At 63.3% G+C, this 25373-nt stretch carries 26 protein-coding genes and 2 tRNA genes; 16 read left to right on the top strand and 12 right to left on the bottom strand.

What is annotated here, in order from left to right; all coding sequences use genetic code 11:
* Positions 1–59 precede the first annotated feature (59 nt).
* Positions 60–2141, bottom strand: coding sequence for an ATP-dependent helicase (locus NKH41_RS11125; protein WP_352501874.1), 2082 nt, complete (start codon positions 2139–2141; stop codon positions 60–62).
* A gap of 94 nt (positions 2142–2235) precedes the next feature.
* Entirely contained in the window at positions 2236–2409 is a 174-nt protein-coding gene (locus tag NKH41_RS11130) for a hypothetical protein (protein ID WP_023677660.1), read from the bottom strand.
* A 132-nt stretch (positions 2410–2541) separates the two neighbouring features.
* Here NKH41_RS11130 and NKH41_RS11135 point away from each other — a divergent pair, with 132 nt between their 5' ends.
* The 8 genes from NKH41_RS11135 (at position 2542) to NKH41_RS11170 (ending at position 11729) form a co-directional block, all read left to right on the top strand.
* The gene (locus NKH41_RS11135) at positions 2542–2721 is read left to right on the top strand and encodes a hypothetical protein (RefSeq protein ID WP_023677659.1); all 180 of its coding nucleotides are present in this window, start codon (positions 2542–2544) and stop codon (positions 2719–2721) included.
* Between the two features lie 454 nt (positions 2722–3175).
* A complete protein-coding gene (locus NKH41_RS11140; RefSeq protein ID WP_352771766.1) occupies positions 3176–5053 on the top strand; it encodes an ABC-F family ATP-binding cassette domain-containing protein in 1878 nt (625 codons plus the stop codon).
* Between the two features lie 4 nt (positions 5054–5057).
* The gene (locus tag NKH41_RS11145) at positions 5058–5255 is read left to right on the top strand and encodes a hypothetical protein (protein ID WP_352541645.1); all 198 of its coding nucleotides are present in this window, start codon (positions 5058–5060) and stop codon (positions 5253–5255) included.
* Between the two features lie 42 nt (positions 5256–5297).
* Entirely contained in the window at positions 5298–7406 is a 2109-nt protein-coding gene (locus NKH41_RS11150) for a molybdopterin-containing oxidoreductase family protein (protein ID WP_352771768.1), read from the top strand.
* A gap of 56 nt (positions 7407–7462) precedes the next feature.
* Complete coding sequence (locus tag NKH41_RS11155) at positions 7463–8161, top strand: DUF2270 domain-containing protein (RefSeq protein WP_352616706.1); 699 nt, start codon at positions 7463–7465, stop codon at positions 8159–8161.
* A 190-nt stretch (positions 8162–8351) separates the two neighbouring features.
* Positions 8352–10574: a cation:proton antiporter domain-containing protein gene (locus NKH41_RS11160; protein WP_502895728.1), complete on the top strand. Its 2223-nt coding sequence runs from the start codon at positions 8352–8354 to the stop codon at positions 10572–10574.
* A 372-nt stretch (positions 10575–10946) separates the two neighbouring features.
* Positions 10947–11180: a DUF680 domain-containing protein gene (locus NKH41_RS11165; RefSeq protein ID WP_352771772.1), complete on the top strand. Its 234-nt coding sequence runs from the start codon at positions 10947–10949 to the stop codon at positions 11178–11180.
* A gap of 276 nt (positions 11181–11456) precedes the next feature.
* A complete protein-coding gene (locus NKH41_RS11170) occupies positions 11457–11729 on the top strand; it encodes a DUF680 domain-containing protein (protein ID WP_352541641.1) in 273 nt (90 codons plus the stop codon).
* 110 nt (positions 11730–11839) lie between these two features.
* Here the strand turns inward: NKH41_RS11170 and NKH41_RS11175 are convergent, their stop codons facing one another.
* The 4 genes from NKH41_RS11175 to purM are packed head-to-tail and all read right to left on the bottom strand — an operon-like array spanning position 11840 to position 14517.
* Positions 11840–12355 carry a SixA phosphatase family protein gene (locus NKH41_RS11175; RefSeq protein ID WP_352615697.1) on the bottom strand — a complete coding sequence of 172 codons (516 nt, stop codon included), beginning with the start codon at positions 12353–12355 and terminating at the stop codon, positions 11840–11842.
* 4 nt (positions 12356–12359) lie between these two features.
* Positions 12360–12698, bottom strand: coding sequence for a DUF2251 domain-containing protein (locus NKH41_RS11180; protein ID WP_352771774.1), 339 nt, complete (start codon positions 12696–12698; stop codon positions 12360–12362).
* A 50-nt stretch (positions 12699–12748) separates the two neighbouring features.
* The gene (purN, locus tag NKH41_RS11185; protein WP_023677650.1) at positions 12749–13456 is read right to left on the bottom strand and encodes a phosphoribosylglycinamide formyltransferase; all 708 of its coding nucleotides are present in this window, start codon (positions 13454–13456) and stop codon (positions 12749–12751) included.
* Complete coding sequence (gene purM / locus NKH41_RS11190; protein ID WP_352771776.1) at positions 13453–14517, bottom strand: phosphoribosylformylglycinamidine cyclo-ligase; 1065 nt, start codon at positions 14515–14517, stop codon at positions 13453–13455. Before purM ends, purN begins: the two co-directional genes overlap by 4 nt.
* Positions 14518–14906: 389 nt before the next feature.
* On the opposite strand from purM, the gene NKH41_RS11195 reads away from it, so the two are divergent.
* The 4 genes from NKH41_RS11195 to NKH41_RS11210 are packed head-to-tail and all read left to right on the top strand — an operon-like array spanning position 14907 to position 17685.
* Positions 14907–15464 carry a CDP-alcohol phosphatidyltransferase family protein gene (locus tag NKH41_RS11195; protein WP_352472672.1) on the top strand — a complete coding sequence of 186 codons (558 nt, stop codon included), beginning with the start codon at positions 14907–14909 and terminating at the stop codon, positions 15462–15464.
* Entirely contained in the window at positions 15436–16632 is a 1197-nt protein-coding gene (locus tag NKH41_RS11200; protein ID WP_352492624.1) for an AI-2E family transporter, read from the top strand. The genes NKH41_RS11195 and NKH41_RS11200 overlap by 29 nt, the downstream gene beginning before the upstream one ends.
* A gap of 5 nt (positions 16633–16637) precedes the next feature.
* A complete protein-coding gene (gene hdaA, locus NKH41_RS11205; RefSeq protein WP_352771825.1) occupies positions 16638–17339 on the top strand; it encodes a DnaA regulatory inactivator HdaA in 702 nt (233 codons plus the stop codon).
* A gap of 10 nt (positions 17340–17349) precedes the next feature.
* Positions 17350–17685: a hypothetical protein gene (locus NKH41_RS11210; RefSeq protein ID WP_352615716.1), complete on the top strand. Its 336-nt coding sequence runs from the start codon at positions 17350–17352 to the stop codon at positions 17683–17685.
* 438 nt (positions 17686–18123) lie between these two features.
* Here NKH41_RS11210 and NKH41_RS11215 read toward each other — a convergent pair whose 3' ends face one another.
* Positions 18124–19152 carry a GlxA family transcriptional regulator gene (locus NKH41_RS11215; RefSeq protein WP_352615799.1) on the bottom strand — a complete coding sequence of 343 codons (1029 nt, stop codon included), beginning with the start codon at positions 19150–19152 and terminating at the stop codon, positions 18124–18126.
* 126 nt (positions 19153–19278) lie between these two features.
* Here NKH41_RS11215 and NKH41_RS11220 point away from each other — a divergent pair, with 126 nt between their 5' ends.
* Positions 19279–20106 (top strand): alpha/beta fold hydrolase, encoded by an 828-nt coding sequence (locus NKH41_RS11220; RefSeq protein ID WP_352541634.1) that lies wholly within the window; start codon positions 19279–19281, stop codon positions 20104–20106.
* Positions 20107–20230: 124 nt separating this feature from the next.
* Here NKH41_RS11220 and NKH41_RS11225 read toward each other — a convergent pair.
* Positions 20231–20307, bottom strand: a tRNA-Pro gene (locus NKH41_RS11225).
* A 160-nt stretch (positions 20308–20467) separates the two neighbouring features.
* On the opposite strand from NKH41_RS11225, the gene NKH41_RS11230 reads away from it, so the two are divergent.
* The 3 genes from NKH41_RS11230 to NKH41_RS11240 all read left to right on the top strand — a co-directional run bounded on the left by NKH41_RS11230 (position 20468) and on the right by NKH41_RS11240 (position 22180).
* On the top strand, positions 20468–20773 hold the full coding sequence (locus NKH41_RS11230; RefSeq protein ID WP_352472630.1) for an ETC complex I subunit: 306 nt from the start codon (positions 20468–20470) through the stop codon (positions 20771–20773).
* A 50-nt stretch (positions 20774–20823) separates the two neighbouring features.
* Positions 20824–20900, top strand: a tRNA-Arg gene (locus NKH41_RS11235).
* 59 nt (positions 20901–20959) lie between these two features.
* Complete coding sequence (locus tag NKH41_RS11240) at positions 20960–22180, top strand: anion transporter (protein ID WP_352771778.1); 1221 nt, start codon at positions 20960–20962, stop codon at positions 22178–22180.
* Positions 22181–22285: 105 nt separating this feature from the next.
* Here NKH41_RS11240 and NKH41_RS11245 read toward each other — a convergent pair whose 3' ends face one another.
* The 4 genes from NKH41_RS11245 to NKH41_RS11260 form a co-directional block, all read right to left on the bottom strand.
* Positions 22286–22600 carry a cupredoxin domain-containing protein gene (locus tag NKH41_RS11245; protein ID WP_352771780.1) on the bottom strand — a complete coding sequence of 105 codons (315 nt, stop codon included), beginning with the start codon at positions 22598–22600 and terminating at the stop codon, positions 22286–22288.
* Positions 22601–22611: 11 nt separating this feature from the next.
* Positions 22612–23136 (bottom strand): DUF4142 domain-containing protein, encoded by a 525-nt coding sequence (locus tag NKH41_RS11250; RefSeq protein WP_352541632.1) that lies wholly within the window; start codon positions 23134–23136, stop codon positions 22612–22614.
* Between the two features lie 104 nt (positions 23137–23240).
* Positions 23241–23912 (bottom strand): RNA polymerase sigma factor, encoded by a 672-nt coding sequence (locus NKH41_RS11255; RefSeq protein WP_352684963.1) that lies wholly within the window; start codon positions 23910–23912, stop codon positions 23241–23243.
* 253 nt (positions 23913–24165) lie between these two features.
* Positions 24166–25335: a cystathionine beta-lyase gene (locus NKH41_RS11260; RefSeq protein WP_352501891.1), complete on the bottom strand. Its 1170-nt coding sequence runs from the start codon at positions 25333–25335 to the stop codon at positions 24166–24168.
* Positions 25336–25373: the final 38 nt, after the last annotated feature.

Raw genomic sequence — 25373 nt, forward strand, 5'->3', positions numbered from 1 at the left:
TTTTTCGCCGGCTCCGGGAGCGGTCGCCGGGCGAGCAGCGCCGACGTCGAGGCAGGTGCCTATTTCCACATGCCGCGCATGCGGGCGCCGAGGTCGACACGTACCTGCGGCTGGCGGCGCGGATCGTCTCTGGCCTGGACGCTGGCCCAAGCCAGCTGTTCGAAGGCGCCTAGGATCGAGCGCGGGATGAAGCGCGTGCGCGAGGCATAGACATGGCGGTCGCCGCGCGCCGCCTGGCCGTGGACGAAAAAGCGATGCGGCATGACCATGTGCAGGCTGTCCTTGGCCCGCGTCATCGCCACGTAGAGCAGCCGCCGCTCCTCGTCGACGTCCTCCTTGCTGCCGACGCCGAGATCGATCGGGATGCAGCCGTCGACGGTGTTGAGCACGAAGACGTTCTTCCACTCCTGGCCCTTGGCCGAATGGATCGTCGACAGGATCAGATAATCCTCGTCGCGGTGCGGCGGGCCAGCCTCGTCGCTGGTCGCGTCCGGCGGATCGAGTGTCAGCTCGGTGAGGAAGCGCTCGCGCGACGCATAGCCGGAAGCGATCTGCTCAAGCTGCAGGAGATCGGCCCGGCGCGTCGTTGCATCCTCGTGGATACGTTCCAGATGCGGCTCGTACCAGAGCCTGACCTGTTCGATGTCGGCCGGCCATTTTTGCGCGCCGGCGCGCAGGCCGCTATAGAGCGCGACAAAACCCGGCCAGTCGTCGGCGGCACGCTGCGGCGGCCGATAGCGGGCAAGCCCCATCGTCTCGTCGAGCGAATTTGCCATGGTCTCGACGATCGCATTGGCGGCCGAAGGGCCGATGCCCGGCAGAAGTTGCAGCACGCGAAAGCCGGCGACGCGGTCGCGCGGGTTTTCGGCAAAGCGCAGTACGGCCAGCAAGTCCTTGACGTGTGCTGCATCGAGAAATTTCAGCCCGCCGAACTTGACGAAGGGGATGTTGCGGCGCGTCAGCTCGATCTCCAGCGGGCCGCTATGGTGCGAGGCGCGAAACAGCACCGCCTGTGATTTGAGAACAGTGCCGGCCTCGCGTTCGGTGAGTATCGCCTGGCAGACATAGCTCGCCTGCTCGGTCTCGTCGCGCACGCTGACCAGCTTCGGCTTTTCCGCCGATTTGCGCTCGGTCCAGAGATTTTTGGTGAAACGTTCCGACGCTTCGCCGATTACCGCATTGGCGGCCGCCAGGATGGTCTCGGTCGAGCGGTAATTGCGCTCCAGCATGACGACTTCCGCCGGCTGCGCGAACTGTTTGGGAAAATCCAGGATATTGCGCACTTCCGCGGCGCGGAACGAATAGATCGACTGCGCGTCGTCGCCGACCACCGTCAGCCCCGATCCGTCGGGCTTGAGCGCCGTCAGGATCGAGGCCTGCAGCCGGTTGGTGTCCTGGTATTCATCGACCAGCACATGGTCGAAACGTGCACCCAGATGCGCGGCGATTTCCGGCTCGCCGGCCATCTGCGCCCAGTAGAGCAGCAGGTCGTCGTAATCGAGCACATTCTGCGCCTGCTTGGCCTCGACATATCGTGCGAATAATTGCTTCAGCTGTTCGGCCCAGCCGGCGCACCATGGGAACACCGAACCCAGCACCTCGCCGAGCGGCGCCTGTGCGTTGACGGCGCGCGAATAGATCGCCAGGCAGGTGCCCTTGGTCGGGAAGCGGGCTTCGGTCTTTGAAAACCCAAGCTCGTGGCGGGCGAGGTTCATCAGGTCGGCGGAATCCTCGCGGTCGTGGATGGTAAAGGCCGGATCGAGACCGATCTCCAGCGCATAATCGCGCAGCAGCCTGGCGCCGATGCCGTGGAACGTGCCGGCCCAGCTCAGCGCATCGGTAATCACCGAGGCATCGCGCCCAAGCACCTCGCCGGCGATGCGCTCGACCCGCTTGGCCATTTCCGCTGCGGCACGGCGCGAAAATGTCATCAAAAGGATGCGGCGCGGGTCGGCACCCCTGACGATCAGATGCGCGACCCGGTGCGCCAGCGTGTTGGTCTTGCCGGAGCCGGCGCCGGCAATGACCAGCAACGGCCCAGCGATCTTGCCGTCGCCATGTTCGACGGCAAGCCGCTGCTCGGCGTTGAGCTTCGCCAGATAGGCCGGCTGGAAGGACGAATCACGGGCGGCGAGGTTCATCGCCCATCAAGCATCGTTTCTGCTTTGTTCGCAACGGTTTGCGGAGCCGCAATAGGGCTCGTGAACGAAGAAGCCTTGCGGGCAGGCTTGTCGACTAACGCTCGGGCTCGACGCCCATCCTTGCCGATTGCCGCCGTAGCGCCTCGCGATCGTCCTGTGGCGGTGGCAACAGCAGCGGATCGAAATCGTCGGGCACCTCGTCGATCACTTTCTTGGCGACGCGATAGGCGACATAGACGATTGCCCCGGCGATGAGCAGACGGATCATGCCTTCCTCCATTGATTGTGCAGCAACCGGAGACGCGGCATTTTGTTCCCGGGCCCCTCGGCGAATGCGGGAACGACACCGGCCGCGCAACCAAATCGCCGACGCCTCGTTGTCGGGCGAGAGGAGACTGCGATGAAAAAGCGCTCAATCCTGCTGCTTATGGCAGCTCTGACTGTTGCGGGTTGCGACAACAACATCCAGCCGACCAAGGCCCCTGGCGACACGGTCGATCAGAACCCGCAGGTCGACAAGAATCCGGTGCCGAAGTCGACGACCGGCGGCGATCAGCCCGGCACGCCGCCGAAACAATGACCGCCTCAAATGGCGTCGGCGCCGGTCAAGGAAGGTGGCCGGCGCCGCTTGGGAGGAAGCTGATGGCGCCGGCCAGGCGGAGATCAGGCCCGCCGCACATCCAAGGATAGCCGAGTCTTTCCGCAGCGTCATGGTCGATAGCGTACAGACGGCACGCCCCTGTGGACAAACCTGCCGGCCACAGCAGCGTTTGTTCATCACATAGTTCATTCTTCCCATGGAACAAACCAAGCTGCTGCGTGTTTGGATGTCGATCGGACGCTCCCAAGGCCGCCGTTCACGAAAGAGCCCGCTCTCCTTGTCCCCCCTCAGGATAGCGGGTTCTTTTTGCGTTTTGCGGGAAGTCGCGGCGCGCGGGGTCGACATCACCAGCTTTGTCGGTTTTCGCGGCTTATGCGGCGAACCGGGGCTCAAGCCCTTGCGAAGCATGGTTGTCCCGTGCAAAAGCCCGGCCATGCTGATCATCAACGACCTTTCGCTCCGCATGGCCGGACGCCTGCTTCTCGACCATGCCTCGCTGACCTTGCCGGCCGGCAGCAAGGCTGGCCTTGTCGGCCGCAACGGCACCGGCAAGACGACCCTGTTCAAGGCGATCACCGGCGATCTCGCCTCCGAGACCGGCTCGATCAGCCTGCCCAAGAACACGCGCATCGGCCAGGTGGCGCAGGAAGCGCCGGGCACCGAGGAGCCGCTGATCGAGATCGTGCTCAAGGCCGACCTCGAACGGAGTGCACTGCTCGAAGAGGAAAAGACGGCGACCGACCCGCACCGCATCGCCGACATCCACATGCGGCTGGCCGATATCGATGCGCACTCGGCCGAGTCACGCGCGGCCACCATTCTCGCCGGCCTCGGCTTCGACGATGCCGCGCAGCGGCGCCCGGCCTCGTCCTTCTCCGGTGGCTGGCGCATGCGTGTCGCGCTGGCCGCCGTGTTGTTTGCCGAGCCCGATCTGCTGCTGCTCGACGAGCCGACCAATTATCTCGATCTCGAAGGCACGCTGTGGCTGGAAAACTACGTGTCGAAATATCCGCATACTGTGCTGCTGATTTCGCACGATCGCGACCTGCTCAACCGCGCCGTTAATTCGATCGTCCATCTCGACCAGAAGAAGCTGACCTTCTGGCGCGGCGGCTACGACCAGTTCGAGCGCCAATACACCGAGCAGCGCGAATTGCAGGAGAAGGGCCGCGTCAAGCAGGAAGCCGCGCGCAAGCACATGGAATCCTTTGTCGAGCGCTTCCGCGCCAAGGCATCGAAGGCGAGGCAGGCGCAGTCGCGCATCAAGGCGCTGGAGAAGATGAAGCCGATCGCCGCGATCGTGAACGACACGGTGCGGCCGTTCTCCTTTCCGGAGCCGGTGAAGGCGGTGGCCTCGCCGATCATTGCGCTGAACAACGTCAATGTCGGCTATGTCGAGGGTGCGCCGATCCTGAAGAAGATGACGCTGCGCATCGATGCCGACGACCGCATCGCGCTGCTCGGCGCCAACGGCAACGGCAAGTCGACCTTCGCCAAGCTTTTGGCCAGCCGGCTGAAGCCGGAGACCGGCTCCATGACCGTGGCGCCCGGGCTGAAGGTGGCAATCTTCGCCCAGCACCAGCTCGACGACCTCAGGCCCGATGAAAACGCCTATGAACACGTCCGCCGGCTGATGCCGGACGCGCCGGAATCCAAGGTGCGCGGCCGCGTCGCCCAGTTCGGCCTGACCACCGAAAAGATGAATACCGCGGCCAAGGATCTGTCCGGCGGCGAGAAGGCGCGGCTCCTGATGGGCCTGTCGGCCTTCGAGGGGCCGAACCTTTTCATCCTCGACGAGCCGACCAACCATCTTGATATCGACAGCCGTGAATCGCTGATCCATGCGCTGAACGATTTTCCCGGCGCGGTCATCCTGATCTCGCACGACCGCCATCTGCTCGAAGCGACCGCCGACCGGCTGTGGCTGGTCAAGGACGGCGCGGTTAATCCGTATGACGGCGATCTCGAGGATTACAAGACGCTGGTCACCGGCGTCTCCGGCGACCGCCGCGGCAAGCGCGAGGCGGACAAAGCCTCGAAGGCCGACCGCCGCCGCGATGCGGCCGCGCGCCGCGCCGCCTTCGAGCCGCTGGCCAAGGAAATCCGCGCCACCGAAGCGCTGATGGACCGCCTCCGCAAGCGCATCGACCTGATCGAGGACGAACTCGCCAACCCGGCCGTCTACGAAAAGGACCCGTCGACCGCGACAAGGCTGGCCAAGGAGCGCTCACAACTTGCGCAACAGCTGGCCGGCCATGAGGAAAAATGGCTGTCGATGTGGGCGGAGTACGAGGAAGGCACGGCGGAGTAGGACGATGTCGACAAAACTTTGGATCGAAGCTGCCAAGGTTTTGGTTGTCAATTCCGAAGCTGTCGTAAAATGCCCTGAGTGTGGAGACGGCAATCTGCTGGTCATCGACGCCGGAGCCGGGTCATCGCATGTCGAGCGCCACATACATTGCCCGAAATGCGGCGCCTACAACGCCTTGCTCAAGCGCATTGATGGCGGGTAACTGGCCCTACACGCCGCCGCCATAAACGGCTAGTTTGCACCCATGAATCAGTATGCCAAGCTCAAAATCGGCCATTCGGCCTGCCCGCATGATTGCCCCTCGACCTGCGCGCTCGAGGTCGAGCTGCTCGACGACAAGCGCATCGGCCGTGTCCATGGCGCCAAGGCCAACAGCTATACGGCCGGCGTCATCTGCGCCAAGGTCGCCCGTTACGCCGATCGCGTCCATCATCCCGACCGCCTGATGAAGCCGCTGGTCCGTGCCGGCGGCAAGGGCGCGGGCGCCTGGAAGGAATCCAGCTGGGAGGCGGCGCTCGACCTCGTCGCCGAAAGGTTCATAGCCGCCGAGGCAAAATATGGCTCGGAGACGGTCTGGCCCTATTACTATGCCGGCACGATGGGGCTGGTGCAGCGCGACGGCATCGAGCGGCTCAGGCACGCCAAGAAATACTCCGGCTTCTTCGGTTCGATCTGCACCAATCTGGCCTGGACCGGCTGGATGATGGGCGCCGGCGCGCTGCGCGGTCCCGACCCGCGGGAGATGGCAAAGTCCGACTGCGTTGTGATCTGGGGCACCAATGCCGTGGTCACGCAGGTCAACGTCATGACCCACGCCATCAAGGCGCGCAAGGAACGCGGCGCCAAGATCGTCGTCATCGACGTCTACGAAAATGCAACGATGAAGCAGGCCGATCTCTGCCTGGTGCTGAAGCCCGGCACCGACGGCGCGCTGGCGTGCGCTGTCATGCACGTGCTGTTCCGCGACGGCATGGCCGACCGCGCCTATCTGGAAAAATACACCGACGACCCGCACGGTCTGGAAGCGCATCTCAAGACGCGGACACCGCAATGGGCCGCTGACATCACCGGGCTTTCCGTCGACGAAATCGAGGCCTTCGCCCGTCTCGTCGGCACGACGAAGAAGACCTATTTCCGCCTCGGCTACGGTTTTTCGCGGCAGCGCAACGGTTCGGTCAACATGCACGCCGCGGCCTCGATCGCGGCGGTTACCGGCTGCTGGCAATATGAGGGCGGCGGCGCCTTCCATTCCAATTCGGGCATCTTCAAGCTCAACCAGGAACTGCTCGAAGGCACACGGATGCGCGACCCCGCGATCCGTCATCTCGATCATTCGCGGATCGGCCCGGTGCTGACCGGGGCTGAGGATGCGCTCTATGGCGGCCCGCCGGTGACGGCGCTGCTGATCCAGAACACCAATCCGGTGAATGTCGCGCCGGAGCAGCGGCTGGTGAAGCAAGGTTTTCTGCGCGACGATCTGTTTTCCTGCGTGCACGAGCAGTTCATGACCGACACCGCCAAGCTCGCTGATGTGGTCCTGCCGGCGACGATGTTTCTCGAGCATGACGACGTCTACAAGGGTGGCGGCAACCAGCACATCACACTCGGGCCGAAGCTGATCGACCCGCCGGAAGGCCCGCGCACCAACCATTTCGTCATCGAGGAGCTCGGCAAGAGGCTCGGTGTCGCCGACCGTCCGGGCTTCGGCATGACCGAGCAGCAGCATATCGATATCATCCTGGGCAAGCGCGGGCTGGGCAGCTTTTCGAGCCTGGAAGAGCAGAAATGGGTCGATTTGCAGCCGGATTTCGAGGCCGCGCATTTCCTCGACGGCTTCGGCCATGCCGACAAGAAGTTCCATTTTCGCGCCGACTGGACGGGCCAGGCCGCACCCAACCGGCCACCGAAAAGCATGGGCCTGTTCGGGCCGGTGGCGAGCCTGCCGGAATTCCCCGACCATGTCGACCTGATCGAAGTGGCGGACGAGGCGCACCCGTTCCGGCTGACCACCTCGCCGGCGCGCAATTTCCTCAATTCGACCTTTGCCGAAACGCCGGTATCGCAGGCAAAAGAGCGCCGGCCGGAGCTGCTCCTGCATCCCGATGATGCGGCGGCACTCGGCGTCGCCGACGGCGGCCGTGTCGAGGTCGGCAACCAGCGTGGCGAGGTGGTGCTGCACGCAAAGCTGTTCGACGGCATCAAGCGCGGCGTCGTCGTCGCCGAAGGCATCTGGCCCAACAGCGCCCATGAGCGCGGCGAGGGCATCAACGTGCTGACCGGCGCCGATGCGCCGGCGCCCTATGGCGGCGCCGCCTTCCACGACAACAAGGTCTGGCTGCGCCCGGCGGATTGAGCGTCGGAACGATATCTCCATCCGGCCGTTTTCGCGTGGCGGGTGGAGGCATTGTCATGGCAGAAGTGTTGCCGGCGCCGGATCCTATCGGAAGGACACTGTCGTCCGGCGAACTCGTAACCACAATGTCCCACTTTCATCGCGCCGAGATTGCGCGCATGGCTGGGTGGCGTGACCGCCTGGACCGGACGAGCAACTGGGCGATAACCGTTGTCGCAGCCATGCTGTCCGTTTCGCTTTCGACAGCCAGCGCTCACCATGGCGTGCTGCTGTTTGCCATGCTGCTTGTTCTGCTGCTGCTGTGGATAGAGGCCCGCCGATATCGCTTCTTCGACTTCTATCGGGCTCGCGTGCGCCAGTTCGAACGGCACTATTTCGCGCAGATATTCTCGCCGCAGCCGGACTTCGCGTCCGATTGGCTGTTGATCGTCGGCGAGAGCCTGCGCGCGCCGAAATTCCTGATTTCGCAACGCGTGGCTTTGGCGCGCCGCCTGCGTCGCAATTACATTTACATGCTGCTGATTCTGCTGCTGGCCTGGATCCTCAAACTGTCGACCCCCAGTCTTCTGACCGAAGGCGTCCGCATCGGCTTCGTCGGGTCGATGCGTGAGGCCGTCACCAGTGCTGCCCTGGGTCCCGTTCCTGGTGGCGCCATCGTCGTGCTGGTCGCCGTCCTCTATGCAGGCCTGCTGGTGACAGCCTTTCTGACAGAGAGCGACGACGGCGAACTCTCCTTCGGTGACGTCCACGTCTAGCAACGCAACGCCCTGTCTAGCAACGCAACGCCCTGTCGCGCGTTGTTGGACACGTGCATTGGGCGATGGGGGTTTCATGGCTTGGCAGGCTCCGACACGTTCCAGCCTGACACTGCTGGTTTGCGCTTTCGTCCCCGCGGGCGCGGCCTGGGCAGCGCAGACGCTCGTTGCCGGTACCCGGGCCTCCGGCATGGGTGGTTCGGGCGAAGGCGCTTTCGTCGCCGAGATCGTGCTTCTGCTGCTTGTCGGGCGCGGCCTGGGCGAAGTGCTGCAGCGTTATGGCCAGCCGGCAATCATGGGCCAACTGATCGGCGGCATCCTGCTCGGTCCTTCGCTGTTCGGCTGGCTGTGGCCGTCGGCCCAGCACCTGATCTTTCCCAGTGATCCTGCGCAAAAGGGCATGATCGACGCCGTCTCGCAGCTCGGCATCCTGATGCTGCTTTTGCTGACCGGCATGGAGACGGACCTGCGGCTGGTGCGCCGGGTTGGCGCGGCCTGTTTTTCCATTTCGGCTACCGGCGTCGTGGTGCCCTTCATCTTCGGTTTTGCGCTGGCGCAGTTCCTGCCGGACGCATTGCTGGCTGACCCCACGCAGCGCACCGTCGCCGGGCTGTTCCTGGGCACGGCGCTGTCGATCTCGTCGGTCAAGGTCGTCGCCATGGTGGTGCGCGAGATGAACTTCATGCGCCGCAACCTCGGACAGGTGATTATTTCCTCGGCGATCATCGAGGACACGATCGGCTGGCTGGTCATCGCCGTAACCTTCGGCATCGCCACCAATGGCAAGCTACAGTTCGCGCCGCTGGTGACCACCATCGCCGCGGTGGCACTGTTCATGGTGTTCTCCTTCACCATTGGCCGCCGTCTTGTCTTCACCTTGATCCGCTGGACCAACGATCAATTCCGCAGCGAGTTTGCGGTGATCACCATGATCCTCATCATCATGGGAGCGATGGCGCTGATCACTAATCTGATAGGCGTCCATACCGTGCTGGGGGCGTTCGTCGCCGGCATCCTGGTCGGGGAATCGCCCATCCTCTCCAGCCATATCGAAGGTCAGCTTCGCGGCGTCATCACCGCGCTGTTCATGCCGATCTTCTTCGGCATGGCGGGGCTTTCCGCCGATCTCACAGTGCTCGCCGATCCAACCCTTGCCATGCTGACGGGCGCTCTCGTGATCATCGCCAGCATCGGCAAGTTTGGCGGCGCGTTCATCGGCGCCAAGCTCGCCGCCATGTCGCTCAAGGAAGCAATCGCCGTCGGCAGTGCCATGAACGCACGCGGCTCGACCGAGGTGATCGTCGCCAGCATCGGCCTGTCGATGAACATCCTGTCGCACAATCTCTTCACCATGATCGTCACCATGGCCGTGATCACCACCTTGGCCATGCCGCCGATGCTGCGCTGGGCGCTCGGCCGGCTGCCGGTTGGGCACGACGAGCAGCAGCGTGTCGAGCGCGAGGCGTTGGACGAATACGGCTTCATTTCCAGGCTGGAGCGGCTGCTGGTGCTGGTCGACGACAGCAGGATCGGCAAGTTCACTGCATATCTCGCCGGACTGGTCGGCGGAGGCAGCGGCATGCCCACCACCTTGCTTCGCCTGCCCACCACCTTGCTTCAGCCGAAAGACGGCCGAGTTGACAGGCCGACCGACAGCAAGGGACAGGAGCGCGCCCTCCAGGAAATCAAAAAGGGTGCAAAAAAGAGCGCTCAGGCGGTGAAACGGATCGAAGATACGCTTGTCGACAAAGTCCATCTGACGGCCCGCACCGAATTGGAGGCCACGGGTGAGACGATCGCCGAAGAGGCCCGCAAGGGATACGGCCTGTTGCTGGTCGGCCTGGACAATGTGCTGACCGCCGATGGCGCCTTCGCGCCGGCCCTCAACGACATTGCCGCAGGATTTGATGGCCCGCTTTGCCTGGTCCTGAACGGCGGCAATGCTGGCGAAAAGATGCCGACGCTGAGGGCCGGCACCAGCATTCTCGTCCCCGTCAACGGTACCCAGGTGGCGCGTCGCGCCGCCGACTTGGCGCTGGCGCTGGCCCGTCCAAACCGGGCGCGGATCAAGGTTCTCTACGTCTCGCAAAAGGCAGCCAAGGGCCGCAGGTCGACATCGGTGTCGCATAGCCGCGAAGAGGCCGTCCTGAAAGACATCGCTGATCTGGCGGGCCGCTACGGCCTGCATATCGACACAGCGTTCCATACCCGCGTCACACCCGACAAGGCGATCACCCGGGAGGCGGCCAAAGGAGCGGCGATCGTCGTGATGGGCGTCACCCAACGTCCGGGTGAGGACCTGTTCTTCGGTGAAACAGCCGGCGCTGTTTTAGCCGCCTGCAACTGCCCGGTCGTGCTTCTGGCCAGCGCGCGGCCCAAGCACGATGCCGCCGGCGCTGAGCTGGCAGCGTGAATTTCACGGCGCCCGTCGGCAGGAATGTCGATCGAGCCTCTGAAAGCGCTGATCAGCCAACCGTAAAACTACTCGAACCGAACGGTTCGGTTCTGCTGACAGAGCGTACAGGAAAGGGTGAACGCCGGCTCAAAGAATGTTCGCGCGGCAAATCACCACTGACCGCGTAACTAATTGAAATAAAACAGAAGATTGTGGCAGAAGGGGACCTTATGCCGGATTTCAAGCGGCCAATTTGGCGCACCGGCACAAAATTTTCGTGATTGGAAACGACAGACTTGCCGACTCATCTCGGGGTGGTCCGAGCGACGCGAATTCCTCCCGAGGCACGCTACTTGACGGACAGACCAGAGAACTACCGGAGTACCCGAAATGACCAAGCTCGCTCTTGCCGCCGCCGCCATCCTCGTTGCCACCGGCACTGCTTTTGCCGGCAGCGGCCATTATGGCTCGGACAACGTCAACCAGCCGGCTGCTACTGCTGCCAACGTCGACAACACCTTCACCGGTTCGATCCGCAAGCCGGTCACTTCCGAGCATACCAGTGCCAAGATAACCTCCGAGTCGGTGGCGCCTGAATCCGGCCAAGGCATCTGGGGCCGCTGATTATCACGGCCTGCAACACATAGAGCGGCGGGCTTGGCCCGCTACTCTTGCTTTCGCGTATCAACGGGCGTGTGCGCCGAATAGCATCCTGCGCCAATCGAATACTTTGATTTGCAGGTTTCATCTGTAGCCACAATCTCGGTTGCTGAAATCGTCCAGCAACGTGCACATCGGAAAAAGCCGGGTGCGTATTCGTCGGCGCGGACAGCGCTCTCATCTCGAATGCGTCGAAAGCAACGACAACTCACGAATGACCAGTACACTGGAGTACCTGAAATGACCAAGATTGCTCTTACCGTCGCCACCGTCGTCCTCGTCGCCACGGGCAGCGCCTTTGCAGGCAGTGATCACTATGGTTCGGACGGCGTCAACCAGCCGGCCGCGCCTGTTGGCAACGCGCCTGTCGGCAGCATCGACAGCGGGTTTACCGGTTCCATCCGCAAGCCGCTGACGACCGAGCACAACGCTGTCGACACCGAGGCGACGACCCGGTTCGGCGCGGATCAACCCGTAGTGCCCCAATCTGGCCGGGGCAACTGGGGCCGATAGTTCCTCAAACCCCGGAGCACGAAGAGCGGCGGGCTTGGCCCGCCGCTTTTGTTTGCGCGAAGCCGGGTTTGGTCGAAAGGTCGGCGATCCCCCGGCCTGTCAGGCAGTCGCTAGCGAAGATCCTTCGGCCAAATGCAGTGGGTCAGTCGGGCGCTGCCGAAGGTGAGACCGGTCCAATCGCCGTCGACGTCGAACCGAGCCAGGCCCGCGGTGGGGTATTTTTCCGCCAGCTTCTTCAGCGCCGCTTGGTCCGATCCAGCCCCGGCAACCCCGCGCGCGAACTCCTCCAGCCCGGGATTGTGGCCAAGCACCAGCAGCGTTCCAGTCCCCGCCTTTACTTGCCGCACCTTGGCGAGGATGTCCGCCGCCGCTGCCTCGTAGAGCGCCTGGGAAAATTTGGCCTGCACCTTCGCCGGCAATTCCGCCGAGACCAGCCGCCACGTGTCGCGGGTGCGCAGCGCCGGCGACACCAGCGCCAGCTCCGGCAGCCAGCCGCGCCGGGCCAGTTCGCGCCCGACCAGTGGTGCTGCCTTCAGCCCGCGCGCGGACAGCGGCCGGTCGAAGTCGATGAGGTCGGGATCGTCCCAACTCGACTTGGCGTGACGCAGGAGCAGCAGTTGCTTCATGGATTCAACTCAAGTCCAAGGGGATGTCGGGCTGAAAGTCTTTCCCATATCCGCCACCATGTCTTGCACCTGTGACGGTATCAAAACTCGCCCAAAGTGCACCAAAGATGAACAGGCCTACACGCCGTTCATCTTTATCCCAACCGACCGAAATGTCTGCTTCAGTGATGGCCCAATCGCCCGATCGAATGTGAATTGCATCGATGACAGAATCGGCCCGCCCGTCCTCGGTTCGACAAAGATAGAAATATGCCGTGGCACTTTTCGGATCCTCCGCCTCTTCGTATTCGAAGACGCCGGCCAGATCACCTTTTGTCCGGATCGCGCTGTCGAACACGTCCATTGATCTATTCTGTCATTCCCCGGCGATTTATTGGCCGTTTCTGCGGACCCTCACGGCGTGATCCGCGCCAGGTGCTCGAGATCGGTCTCTTCGCGCAGCGGGTCGGGCGCGATCACCACCGACGTGGCGTTGTCGGCATCGTCGGCGAAGCGCGAAAACACCGTGCGGCCGCCTTCCATCCGCGCCTTGCCTTCGGCGACAAGGCCCAACGCCAGCGGATAAAGTTGGTGCTCGGCCTTGAGCACGCGCGCGGCCAGCGTGTCCTCATTGTCGCCGACCATCACCGGCACGGCGGCCTGGGCGATGATCGGCCCGTCATCCATGTCGAGCGTGACGAAATGCACCGTGCAGCCATGGATGCGCATGCCTGCGCGGAGGGCCCGCGCATGCGTATCCAGCCCCTTGAAGGCAGGCAGCAGGGCAGGGTGGATATTGATCATGCGGCCCTGCCACTTCTCTACGAAGCGCGCGCCGAGGATGCGCATATAGCCGGCCAGCGCGACGATCTGGGCGCCGAACGACAAGAGGGCCGCATCGATCGCCTCGTCATGCGCTTGCTTGCTGGCATAGTCGGAGCGCGAAATCACTCTGGTGGCGATGCCGCGCGCCGCGGCGATGCCAAGGCCGGCGGCATTGGCGCGGTCGGAGATGACGCCGACGATCTCGGCCGGATAGGCCGGGTTGCTCGCCGCCGCAACCAGCGCCGTCATGTTGGAGCCGCGCCCCGAGATCAGTACGACCGTCCGTTTCCTGGTCATAGGCCAATCGAGCCCCGATAGATGACGCCGGCATCGCGGCGCGGCACGATCTGGCCGATCGGCGTCACCGTCTCGCCGGCCTCCTGCAGAACGGCGGCGACCTGCGCCGCCTGGCCGGAGGCGACGACCAGGATCATGCCGATGCCGCAATTGAAGGTCCGCATCATCTCTTCCGGCGCGACGCCGCCGGTCTTGGCCAGCCATGAGAACACCGGCGGCACCTCGATGGCGCCGAGATCGAGCTCGGCCGAAAAATCCTTGGGCAGAACGCGCGGGATATTTTCGGGAAAGCCGCCGCCGGTGATATGGGCCAGCGCCTTGATGCCATGCGTGTTGCGGATCGCCTTGAGGATCGACTTGACGTAGATGCGCGTCGGCTCGAGCAGCGCCTCGGCCAGCGTCGCTTCGTCATTGAACGGCGCCGGATCGTTCCAGCCAAGGCCGCTTACGGCGACGATGCGGCGGACCAGCGAATAGCCGTTCGAATGCAGGCCCGACGAGGCGAGGCCGAGCAGCACGTCGCCTTCGACGATGTCGTCGGTCGGCAGCAGCTGGCCGCGTTCGGCGGCACCGACGGCAAAGCCGGCAAGGTCATAATCCTTGTCGTGATACATGCCGGGCATCTCCGCCGTCTCGCCGCCGATCAGCGCGCAACCGGCCTGCCGGCAGCCGGCGGCAATGCCGCCGACAATCGAGGCACCCTGGTCGGGATCGAGCTTGCCGGTGGCGAAATAGTCGAGGAAGAACAGCGGCTCGGCGCCTTGCACGACGATGTCGTTGACGCACATGGCGACGAGGTCGATGCCGATCGTGTCGTGCTTGCCGGCATCGATGGCGATCTTCAGCTTGGTGCCGACGCCGTCGTTGGCGGCCACCAGCACGGGATCGGTGAAGCCGGCGGCCTTGAGGTCGAACAAACCGCCGAAGCCGCCGATCTCGCCATCGGCGCCCGGCCGGCGGGTGGCGCGCACCAGCGGCTTGATCTTCTCGACCATGAGATTGCCGGCGTCGATGTCGACGCCCGCTTCGGCATAGGTGAGCCCGTTCTTGCGCTTGCTCATACTCTTTCCCTGCTTTCTCGGGCTCTTCGCATGAACGGTTTCGGTCCGCAAGGATAACGGCGGGAGGTGGAGCTTTTGCCCCCGATAATAACAAAGGTTGGCAGGCCCTGCAGTTCCGAATGTGGCGATCCTTCGCGCCCCCCTCTGTCCTGCCGGACATCTCCCCCTCAAGTGGGGAGATTGGATGTCGCCTCGGCTTTCGCCAACCTGCAACGTTGCAGGAAGGGCGCGATAAATGAAGCTGCCAATCTCCCCACTTGAGGGGGAGATGTCCGGCAGGACAGAGGGGGGTGGTTCACGCTAGCCTTCGCGTTCCTGTGTCGCTTCTCACTTGCCGTAACCCTCCATCTCCATCATGTATCGGCAAACAAGAGCGACGGGATATGCATTTGACCATCCCCAACATGATCACGATCATGCGCTTCGTGCTGGTGCCGGCGGTGGTGCTGGCAATGCTGCAGGACCGCTGGGACTGGGCCTTTGCGGGCTTCCTCATTGCCGGCATTTCCGACGGCGTCGACGGCTTCATCGCCCGCCATTTCAATCAGTTTTCCAGGCTCGGCGCCTATCTCGATCCGATGGCCGACAAGCTGCTGCTGGTCTCGGTTTTCGTGGTCCTGGGCTTCAGCGGCGAACTACCGCTGTGGCTGGTCGTTACCATGGTGTCGCGCGACGCACTGATCGTCTGCGCCGTGCTTTTGTCCACCGTCATGGCGCATCCCGTCGAGATGAAGCCGCTCCTGGTGTCGAAGGCCAACACCGCGATCCAGATCGTGCTGGCGGCAGTGGTGTTGGGCGAACTCGCCTTCGACATCCATCTCGATCCGCTGAGGCCGGCCCTCATATTGCTGTCCGGGGTCTTGACCGTGGCTTCGGCCGCGGCCTATCTCGTGGCTTGGCTGAGGCATATGAGCGGCTATGGCGAAGGCTCCACACCCGGCACCTGACGAACGGTCCATCGACGCTGAAGCTGAGGCTGCGGCAGCGGAGGCTGCGGCATCGGCATCGTTTCGCCGCCAGATCCGCTTCTGGCTGATCAGCGCCATCATCCTCGCCGTCTTCCTCTATGTCTTCAGCGGCATCCTTCTGCCCTTCGTCGCCGGCATGGTGCTTGCCTATTTCCTCGACCCTGTCGCCGACCGGCTGGAGCGGCTCGGCCTCTCCAGGCTGATGGCGACGGTGGTCATCCTCATCGCCTTTATCGTCGTCCTGGTGCTGGCCGTCGTCATCCTGGTTCCGGTGCTCGCCTCGCAGATGGCTGATTTCGCCAGCAAGCTGCCGGACTATCTGACCCGGCTGCAGGGCCTGATCACCAGCTTCGACCCGAAATGGCTGGAAGAGAAATTCGGCGTCGACGCCAACGGCCTGCGCGAAGGCCTGAACTCGCTGCTGACCTCCGGCTTCGGCCTCCTGACCACCGTGTTCACCTCGATCTGGAGCTCCGGCGTGGCGCTGGTCTCGGTGGTCAGCCTGTTCGTGGTGACGCCGGTCGTCGCCTTCTACATGCTGCTCGACTGGGACCGCATGGTGACAATCGTCGACAGCTGGGTGCCGCGCGACTATGTCAAGACCGTCAGGACGATCGCCAGGGACATCAACACGGCGACCGCCGGCTTCGTGCGCGGCCAGGGCACGCTGTGCCTGGTGCTGGGCGCCATGTATGCCACCGGCCTGACACTGACGGGCCTGAATTTCGGCATCCTCATCGGTCTGTTCGCCGGACTGATCTCCTTCATCCCCTATGTCGGCTCGCTGACCGGCCTGGTGCTGGCCGTCGGCGTCGCCTTCGTCCAGTTCTGGCCGGACTGGACCATGATCGCAGCGGTGGCCGGTGTGTTCTTCGTCGGCCAGTTCATCGAGGGCAACATCCTGCAGCCAAGGCTGGTCGGCAAAAGCGTTGGCCTGCATCCGGTATGGCTGATGTTTGCGCTGTTTGCCTTCGGCGCGCTGTTCGGCTTCGTCGGCCTGCTGATTGCCGTGCCGGCTTCCGCCGCCGTTGCCGTTCTGGTGCGTTTCGCCATCGCCCGCTATCTGGAATCGCCGCTCTACAAGGGCCATGCCGACGAGCCGGTGCCGCCGCTGCAGGTGCGGCGCCGCGGGGGCGCGCGCGGTTGAGCCAGATGTCGGACAAGATCGATCCGCCGCGTCAATTGCCGCTCGATCTAGGCCACGGCACCGGCTATTCGCGCGACGAGCTCGTCGTCTCCAGCACCAACAGCCAGGCGGCGGCGCTTGTCGACCGCTGGCCGGACTGGCCGTCGCCGGTCGTTGTGCTGGCCGGGCCGGCCGGCTCGGGGAAAACCCATCTGGCCTCGATCTGGCGGACCCGCGCCGACGCCGTGAAAGTGGAGGCCGGCCGCATCGGCGACTGCATCGAAAACCTCGGTGCGCATCCGGCCCTGATCGACGACATCGATGCCGAACCGATCGATGAGCACGGCCTCTTCCACCTGATCAACGCGGTGCGCGGCGCCGGCTCGAGCTTGCTGTTGACGGCGCGGCGCTTCCCGTCCGCCTGGGGCGTCAGGCTGCCCGACCTGGCGTCGCGGCTGAAGGCGGCGGCGACCGTCGAGATCCACGAACCCGACGATCTTCTGCTGGCCGGCGTCATCACAAAGCTGTTCGCCGACCGCCAGGTCGAGGTCGAGCCCCATGTCGTGCAATATCTGGTGCGCCGCATCGAGCGCTCGCTGGCCACCGCCATGCGGGTGGTCGAACGGCTCGACCGCACCGCGCTCGAGCGCAAGACGCCGATCACCCGCGCGCTCGCCGCGGAGACGGTCAGCGCCATGGACGAAGGGCAGGGCGAGTTCGAGATTTAGAGGATACAAAATGACGTCTGAATTCAGTGCATACGACATCATTGATCCGTTTCTGATGTCGTGGGCAAATCGGCACGGAATACGGGTCGCCACGAAATATCGCGACGACGATGTCCGTTCTATCTGGGTTTACGGCAAGAATGGCAATCGTCGTGCTCAGTTGTGGCTCAATTTGCCTGACGTCAACGGCAACGTAACCATTGTGGCGTCGGTGCTGGATCCTAAAAGCGCTACACAATGGGGTGCTAGAGAGGAACGCCACGCGTCTCCCGAAATGCTGCAAGCCGCCCTTGAAGAACTACGGCCAATGGTTTTTGGCTGGGCCGGGGAAGGTGCATATACCTAGTTCTTACCTCGGCCGGTGTCTCATTTCGGGAAACAAACCTGGCATCTGTCTTGCACCTGACAGGTTGCCGGCTAACCCCGGTCCTGATTGCGTACCAAATCAGGTTGTAGGCTCGCCGGGAGATGGGGCGGTTGGGGTTCTCTTCCCGGCGAGCTTGCCATATGCGGGATCCGACCAGTCGCCTTGAAGTGTGATTTTCTCGCCAGCTGATAGCGCTATTCTCAACGCTGTCGGTCTTGCCTGGAAATGATGTCGGCGACGTATTTTGATCGAGAGCCGTCCCACCCGCAGGCCGTGCATCGGCCGCTTTCGAAATGATGTTCGCAGTTTGGATATCCATAGAGCAGAGATGCGCATTCGGCACATAGACTGGCCATTGCGCTGCTGTCGGAAAAATACGTGCTGCCGCACTCATCGCAGGTCGCGATGGTCGGTCCGTCATTGCTCTAGCCTCGCTACTGTTTCAGACCGATCGTCTCCCCCAAGCGCCGCTCGTTCCACGCCAAAGCGCCGGCGATAGTCGCCGGGCACCAAGCCGGTTATCCTGGCGAATACCTTGCGGAAGGAGCCGGGATCGTCATAGCCGACCTCCCAGGCGATCTGGTCGATCGCTCGTATCGTGGTTTCCAGCATCTCGCGCGCCTTGCCGACGCGCAGGTGCTGACAATATTCGGTCGGCTTGAGGCCGGTGGCGCTGCGGAAGCGCCGCAGAAAAGTCCGCTCCTCCAGCCCGGCGTGATCGGCCATGGCGCCAAGCGTCACATCGCGCGCGCCGTTCGCCTGCAGCCAGTGCTGCACCTTGAGGATCGCTTCGTCGCCGTGGGTCAGCCGCGGCGCGAACGGGCTGTAAAAGCGTTGCTCGCGGCCCGGCGGGTCGACCAGCATGAAACGCGCCGTGTCCATCATGACGGTCGGCCCGAGCACCCTGTCCACCAGCTTCAGGCCGAGATCAGTCCAGGCCATGTAGCCGCCCGCGGTGATGATGTCGCCATCGTCGATGACCAGCCTGTCGGCGTCGAGCAGGATGTCTGGAAAGCGTAGCGCCAGCGCGTCGCGATAGGCCCAATGCGTGGTCGCAGCACGACCCGACAGCAGGCCGGTCTCGGCAAGCACGAAAGCGCCGGCACAGACCGAACCGAGCGTCGCGCCTGCCGCATGACGGTCCCTGAGCCAGCCGGCATAGGGCGCGGCTGCTTCCCGAGCGATCGGATCTCCCAAGGTCGGCGGGAGGATAACCATGGCTGGTTCATTGTCGGCGCCGGGGTCGCTGTCGAAGGTGCGGACTACGGTGTGGCCCGCGTCCTCCAATTGCCAATGACTGACGCGAAGCCTCGCCGCCTCGGGCGACCGCTCGACAGCCAGCCGGTTTGCCAGCATGAAAAGATCGGTCAGGCCGAGCACGGCTGCTTCCTGCACGCCGGGATACAAGACAAGGCCGATTTCGATCAGATCACGCGCCGCCGTCATTGTCAGTTTTGCCACGTTGAATGTCCGTTTTGCCAATGCTCACCCTGGCCGCACTGTTATAATTTGTCCAGCTGAAGGGGCTAAAACTCCCTGTTACCCCTAACTTTTCCATCAAGGAGTAGGACGATGAGCACATTCACCACCCATGACGGCACCGAGATTTTCTACAAGGATTGGGGCAAGGGCCAGCCGATCGTGTTCCATCACGGCTGGCCGCTGAGCTCAGACGACTGGGACAACCAGATGCTGTTCTTCCTCGAAAAGGGCTACCGCGTCATCGCCCATGACCGCCGCGGGCACGGCCGCTCGTCGCAGACCGCGACCGGCAATGAGATGGACACCTACGCCGCCGATGTTGCGGCGCTGGCGGCGCATCTCGATCTCAGGGATGCGATCCACATCGGCCACTCGACCGGTGGCGGCGAGGTGGCGCGTTACGTCGCGCTTTATGGCGGCGGCGGCCGTGTTGCCAAGGCGGTGCTGATCGGCGCCGTGCCGCCGATTATGGTCAAGACCGACAGCAACCCCGGCGGCTTGCCGATCGAAGTCTTCGACGGCTTTCGCGCGGCTCTGGCCGCTAACCGCGCCCAGTTCTACAGGGACGTGCCGGCCGGCCCGTTCTATGGCTTCAACCGCGAGGGCGCCAAGGTCTCGCCAGGGGCTATCGACAATTGGTGGCGCCAGGGCATGATGGGCGGCGCCAAGGCTCATTACGACTGCATCGAGGCCTTTTCCGAGACCGACTTCACCGACGATCTCAAGAAGATTGCCGTGCCCGTCCTGATCATGCACGGGGACGACGACCAGATCGTGCCGATCGCCGATTCCGCGCTGCTTGCGGCCAAGCTGGTGAAGCACGGCACGCTCAAGGTCTACAAGGGCCTGCCGCACGGCATGTGCACCACGCATCCGGAGATCATCAATCCGGATCTGCTGGCCTTCATCCAGGGCTGACGGCTTACATGTCGGACGGGCAGCGCGGGCTCGTGGTGTCCGTCCGTCGCTTAAACATGACCGGCGACGGGAGACACACTCGAGCGTGATCCGCTTGCCCTGTCGACGAGATTTGCTTGATGAATGGTCGGAGTGGAGAGATTCGAACTCCCGACCCTCTGGTCCCAAACCAGATGCGCTACCAGGCTGCGCTACACTCCGAACGGTCTGTTGCCTAGTGATTTCAGTCCGCCAAAGCAAGCGTAAAAAGCCATCGGCCTTGCTGCCGGCGGCATTGCGCAGTAATGACGGGCTAGTGCATGGCCAGAGAACAGTAATGTGGTCTCGGGGTCGTGTGCTTGCAACCAGCAATGAGGTGGTCATGTCAGCCCGCATTTTCAGCCCAGCCAAAACCGCGATGCAGTCCGGCAAGGCCAAGACCGGCTATTGGGTGCTGGAATTCGATCCGGAGCAGCGCAAGAAGATCGATCCGCTGATGGGCTACACCACGTCCGGCGACATGCGAAGCCAGATCAGGCTGACCTTCGACACAAGAGAAGACGCGGTCGCCTATGCCGAGAAGGAAGGGCTGGCTTTCCGCGTCGAGGAGCCGAAGGAAATCAAGCGCCGCCAGATTTCCTATGCGGAGAATTTCCGCTATGACCGCAGGACGCCCTGGACGCATTGATCCCATACCGGCCCTGCCGGCACAATCCGCCGGTCATGCGGCCGGCCAGCGGTCCCGTAGCTCAGCTGGATAGAGCACCGGCCTTCTAAGCCGATGGTCACAGGTTCGAATCCTGTCGGGATCGCCAATATTTTCAGGGTCCATTCCGGACAGGTTCACTCGCCAGTCGCACAGGATTTCCAACACATGACAGCGATGGGCGCGGCGGCATTGCTGATCCTGGTCCTGACCTATGCCGGCGTCGCAATCGGCAGGATACCCGGACTGCGCCTCGACCGGGCAGGCATCGCGCTGCTCGGCGGTGCGGCGATGATCGCCATCGGCGCGCTCGACATGGAAGACGCCTACCGCGCCATCAGCTTCGACACCATCACACTTCTGCTCGGCATGATGATCGTCGTGGCGCATCTTAAAGTGTCGGGCGCCTTTCGCGCGCTCGGCGGGTTCGCCATCGAGCATGCGCATGCGCCGTTCATGCTGCTGGTGATGGTGACGCTATTGACCGGCGTCCTGTCGGCGTTCCTGGTCAACGACGCCATCTGCCTGGTCATGGCGCCGATCGTCGTCCATGTCACCCGCGTCATCAACCGCAACCCGGTTCCCTATCTGATCGCCACCGCCACGGCCTCGAATTGCGGCAGCGTCGCGACCATCACCGGCAATCCGCAGAACATGGTCATCGGCGCGCTGTCGGGGATTTCCTATCCGGCCTTCTCGGCGGCGCTGGCGCCGGTCGCGGCGTTCGGCCTCGTCGCCGTCATCGTCATCATCCGCATCGTCTACCGCGCCGAATTTTCGCGCAAGGCCGAGCTCAGCCCCGAAGTCTATCGCGGCCGCATGCTGCCGGGGCAGGTGGTGAAGGCGGTGGTCGTCTGTGTCGGTTTGGCGATCGCCTTCTTCGCCGGCGTTCCAGTCGCCAAGGCAGCGCTGATCGGCGGCGCCATTCTTCTTTTGACCCGCGCCATCAAACCTGAGCGCATCTATCGCGAGATCGATGGGCCGCTGCTGTTCATGTTCGCCGGGCTGTTCATCGTCGTCGCCGGGGCGGAGAAGACGCTGCTGACGCCCGACATCGTCGCCTCGGCAAAGGACCTCGGACTGAATGATGTCTGGCGGCTGTCCGGCTTCACCGCGGTGCTGTCCAACATCATGAGCAATGTCCCGGCCGTGCTGGCGCTGAAGCCGTTCGTGCCCGGACTGGAAAACCCCGAGCGGGCCTGGCTGGTCGTCGCCATGAGCTCGACGCTGGCCGGCAATTTCACGCTGCTCGGCTCGGTCGCCAATTTGATCGTTGCCGAGCACGCGCGAATCTCCGGCAAACCGCTGGGCTTCATCGCCTTCTTCAAGGTCGGCCTGCCGTTGACGCTGGTCACGCTGCTTGTAGGGACGGCATGGCTGGCAGCCTAAAAGCGCGTCGCATTAGACCGGCCTGATGCGGCGCGCTTCAGGCTCTTTTTTATGCATGTCGTTATCGCAAAACCGCTGCACTTTTGCGCGACATGCATCAGCCAGTCAGGGCGATGTCACTGTCAGATGGCCTTTCATGTTAGGATGGAAGCGGCAGAAATAATCGACCGATTTCGCCTTCTTCACCGTCAGGCTCGCCGCCTTCTTCGGCGGGATCATCACTTCCCAGGCGCCGTTGACGGTTGCCGTGTGGGCGAACACGTCCTTGTTCACCCACCTGATCGTGTCGCCGACCTTCGCCTCGATCTTTGCCGGCGAAAACACAAGCTTCTCGATCGTCACCTCGATGGTGTCGGTCTTGGCCGGCTGGGCACCCATGGCCAATGCCAGCGCAACCCACAGATGCCGCCTCGACGCCATTGGCTCGATCCTCACTTCAGCATGCCGGCGACGTGTTCGGCGTGCTGTTCGTGGCCCTGGAATATTTTCAGGCCGGTTTCCAGCAGGCTTTTCAGCTCGGCATTGCTGGCCGACGGAATCAACAGTGTTTCGAGCGCGCCATTGACCTGCTTGTGGTAGGCCACCTCGTTGGCGACATAGGCCTTGTCGAACGCCGCGCCCTTGAGCTTGGCAAGCTTGGCACGTTCCTCGGCCGCCGCCTTGGTCAGCGCCTTGCTGGTCGGATTGTCCTCAGGCGTGACCTTGAGCTTCTTGACCAGGTCGAGAGCCTGTTTGTTGACCGCCTCGTGATCTCGCACCATGTCCTTGGCGAAATCCACCACCTCCTTGTTCTTCGATTTCTTCAGCGCCTGCTTGGCCGCCTCGACGTCAAGCACCCCTGCTGTGTAGGCGATATGTGCGATCTGCGGATCGGTCGGTTTGTCGGCAGCTTGCGACAAGGGCGCTGCGCTAAGCAGGAAAAATGCGGCCAGTGCCGTGGTCGATCGAATAAACATGATGCTCTCCTTCGCCCCGACGCGGAACTGCATCGGGCTTCGTTTTCAGTGATGCTCATTGGATGCAGGTCGCCGCCAAACGTTCCCGCGAAAATCGGCGCGGCCTATCCGGAAAGACCGAGCCGCCGCATCACGGCATTGGTCAGCCGTTCGCAGCGCCGGCCCGCGAAGGGAAAGGCGTCGAGCAGCACCGGGCCGATCTGGTCGTCCAGCGCCTTGCGCACCAGCGCGCGGGCGCGGTGCAGCCGGGTCTTGATGGTTTCTGGTCGCACGCCAAGCAGTTCGGCGGTTTCTTCGATGCTCAATCCCTCGATGACGCGCGCCACGAACACCATCCGGTAGACATCGGGAAGACTGTCGGTTGCCCGTTCGACAAGCTCAAGGATCTGCCGTTGCGCCATCGTCCGCTCCGGATCGTCGCTCGGGTTGAGGGGAAACCGGATGATTTCGGCTTGCGGGTTTTCAGGCATCGCTACCATTCGCCGCCTTTTGCGCAAACGGCCGAGCGCTTCGTTGATGACGATACGCGATAGCCACGTGGCGAGCGAGGCATCGCCGCGAAAGGACTCGAGATGGGCAAAGGCACTGACATAGGCCTCCTGGACGATGTCCTCGGCCTCGCTGTCGTTACGCACGACGCCTCGGGCGATGCGGTAGAGCCTTTGGTTGTGCGTCTTGATGATGGTGCGGAATGCATCGCTATCACGTGCCAGCGCGCGGCCGACAAGCTGCATGTCGCCGGAAGCGGCGGGCGTTGCCGTCAACGCAGCAGGCATGGCCGATCTCCTGATAGGCTTCTCATCGGACATTGGATGAATCGGCCGACAAAAGGTTCCCGACCGATCCGCCGGCCGGCCTCGATCCGTTTCAAGCGCCGGCAGAGGCTATTCTAACGCCTCCACCACACCGGCGTCTCTATTTTGTAGACGCCGTGTCATCGGCTGATCGGTCGCCATGACATCACTCAGGATCGCAATTTTTCCAAGCTGTTACGCCGATTTCCTGACTCAGCCTGGAAAGGTGCTTGGCTCAGGCCTGTGCGGCCGCCGCCAGCCCGCGCGCCAGGTCGGCCCTCAAATCCTCGACATCCTCGAGCCCGATCTGCAAGCGCACCAGCGGCCCGTCATACGGGCCCTTGGCGATTGTGCGGTCGCCAAGGAATACCGGCACGGCAAGGCTCTCATAGCCGCCCCAGGAATAGCCGAGGCCGAAAAACTTCAACGCGTCGAGGAAGGCGTGCTGCTGCTTCTGTCCGCCGCCCGCGAGAACGATCGAGAAGATGCCGCTCGATCCGCAAAAATCGCGCTTCCACATGGCGTGGTCGGGATGACTGGGCAGCCCGGGATGCAGCACCTGCGCTACGCCCGGCTGACCCTCGAGCCAGCCGGCGAGGGCAAGCGCGCTCTTTTGATGATGCTCCAGCCGCACACCCATCGTGCGCAGGCCGCGCAGCACCTGGTAGACGTCGTCCGGCCCCGCGCAGCAGCCCATCGTGTTGAACGTCTCGCAAAGCTGCTTCCAGCAGTCCGCATTGGCCGACACGGTGCCGAGCAGCACGTCGGAATGGCCGGCCGGGTATTTCGTCGCCGCGTGGATCGAGATGTCGACGCCATGGTCGAGCGGGCGAAAGTAGAGCGGCGTCGCCCAGGTGTTGTCCATCATGACGATGGCGCCGGCGGCGTGTGCTGCCTTGGCGATGGCCGGTATGTCCTGCACCTCGAAGGTGTTGGAGGCCGGCGATTCGGTGAGTACCACCTTGGTGTTGGGCCTGAGCAGCGCCGCAATGCCGGCGCCGACGCGGGGCTCGTAATATTCGACCTCGATGCCCAGCCGCTTCAGCATCGTGTCGGCGAAATTGCGGGTCGGATGATAGACGGAATCGACGATCAGCAGATGATCGCCGGCCGACAGGAAGGCGAGCAGCGGCAGCACCACGGCCGCCAGGCCGGACGGCACCGCGACCGTGCCGGCGGAGCCTTCCAGCGCATCGATGGCGCTGGTCAGCGCATCGGTGGTCGGGGTGCCGCGCGTGCCGTAGGTGTATTTCTGGCTGCGCGCCGCCATTGTCGCGGCATTGGGATAGAGCACGGTCGAGGCATGCACGACCGGCGGATTGACGAAGCCGAAATAGTCATGCGGGTTGTTGCCGGAATGGGCGAGCCGCGTGTTGATGCCCATCTCGCTGCCGTCTTTTGCCATTGCTTTTTATCCCATGAGTAGGTCGTTAGCCATAGTGC

It is taken from the genome of Mesorhizobium sp. M1169 (genome assembly GCF_040318345.1).
Taxonomy (GTDB): domain Bacteria; phylum Pseudomonadota; class Alphaproteobacteria; order Rhizobiales; family Rhizobiaceae; genus Mesorhizobium.

Coding starts and splice junctions, on each gene's coding strand:
- NKH41_RS11125 (WP_352501874.1), bottom strand. CDS start 2,141: ATGAACCTCGCCGCCCGTGATTCGTCCTTCCAGCCGGCCTATCTGGCG.
- NKH41_RS11130 (WP_023677660.1), bottom strand. CDS start 2,409: ATGATCCGTCTGCTCATCGCCGGGGCAATCGTCTATGTCGCCTATCGC.
- NKH41_RS11135 (WP_023677659.1), top strand. CDS start 2,542: ATGAAAAAGCGCTCAATCCTGCTGCTTATGGCAGCTCTGACTGTTGCG.
- NKH41_RS11140 (WP_352771766.1), top strand. CDS start 3,176: ATGCTGATCATCAACGACCTTTCGCTCCGCATGGCCGGACGCCTGCTT.
- NKH41_RS11145 (WP_352541645.1), top strand. CDS start 5,058: ATGTCGACAAAACTTTGGATCGAAGCTGCCAAGGTTTTGGTTGTCAAT.
- NKH41_RS11150 (WP_352771768.1), top strand. CDS start 5,298: ATGAATCAGTATGCCAAGCTCAAAATCGGCCATTCGGCCTGCCCGCAT.
- NKH41_RS11155 (WP_352616706.1), top strand. CDS start 7,463: ATGGCAGAAGTGTTGCCGGCGCCGGATCCTATCGGAAGGACACTGTCG.
- NKH41_RS11160 (WP_502895728.1), top strand. CDS start 8,352: ATGGGTGGTTCGGGCGAAGGCGCTTTCGTCGCCGAGATCGTGCTTCTG.
- NKH41_RS11165 (WP_352771772.1), top strand. CDS start 10,947: ATGACCAAGCTCGCTCTTGCCGCCGCCGCCATCCTCGTTGCCACCGGC.
- NKH41_RS11170 (WP_352541641.1), top strand. CDS start 11,457: ATGACCAAGATTGCTCTTACCGTCGCCACCGTCGTCCTCGTCGCCACG.
- NKH41_RS11175 (WP_352615697.1), bottom strand. CDS start 12,355: ATGAAGCAACTGCTGCTCCTGCGTCACGCCAAGTCGAGTTGGGACGAT.
- NKH41_RS11180 (WP_352771774.1), bottom strand. CDS start 12,698: ATGGACGTGTTCGACAGCGCGATCCGGACAAAAGGTGATCTGGCCGGC.
- purN (WP_023677650.1), bottom strand. CDS start 13,456: ATGACCAGGAAACGGACGGTCGTACTGATCTCGGGGCGCGGCTCCAAC.
- purM (WP_352771776.1), bottom strand. CDS start 14,517: ATGAGCAAGCGCAAGAACGGGCTCACCTATGCCGAAGCGGGCGTCGAC.
- NKH41_RS11200 (WP_352492624.1), top strand. CDS start 15,436: ATGGCGAAGGCTCCACACCCGGCACCTGACGAACGGTCCATCGACGCT.
- hdaA (WP_352771825.1), top strand. CDS start 16,638: ATGTCGGACAAGATCGATCCGCCGCGTCAATTGCCGCTCGATCTAGGC.
- NKH41_RS11210 (WP_352615716.1), top strand. CDS start 17,350: ATGACGTCTGAATTCAGTGCATACGACATCATTGATCCGTTTCTGATG.
- NKH41_RS11215 (WP_352615799.1), bottom strand. CDS start 19,152: ATGACGGCGGCGCGTGATCTGATCGAAATCGGCCTTGTCTTGTATCCC.
- NKH41_RS11220 (WP_352541634.1), top strand. CDS start 19,279: ATGAGCACATTCACCACCCATGACGGCACCGAGATTTTCTACAAGGAT.
- NKH41_RS11230 (WP_352472630.1), top strand. CDS start 20,468: ATGTCAGCCCGCATTTTCAGCCCAGCCAAAACCGCGATGCAGTCCGGC.
- NKH41_RS11240 (WP_352771778.1), top strand. CDS start 20,960: ATGACAGCGATGGGCGCGGCGGCATTGCTGATCCTGGTCCTGACCTAT.
- NKH41_RS11245 (WP_352771780.1), bottom strand. CDS start 22,600: ATGGCGTCGAGGCGGCATCTGTGGGTTGCGCTGGCATTGGCCATGGGT.
- NKH41_RS11250 (WP_352541632.1), bottom strand. CDS start 23,136: ATGTTTATTCGATCGACCACGGCACTGGCCGCATTTTTCCTGCTTAGC.
- NKH41_RS11255 (WP_352684963.1), bottom strand. CDS start 23,912: ATGCCTGCTGCGTTGACGGCAACGCCCGCCGCTTCCGGCGACATGCAG.
- NKH41_RS11260 (WP_352501891.1), bottom strand. CDS start 25,335: ATGGCAAAAGACGGCAGCGAGATGGGCATCAACACGCGGCTCGCCCAT.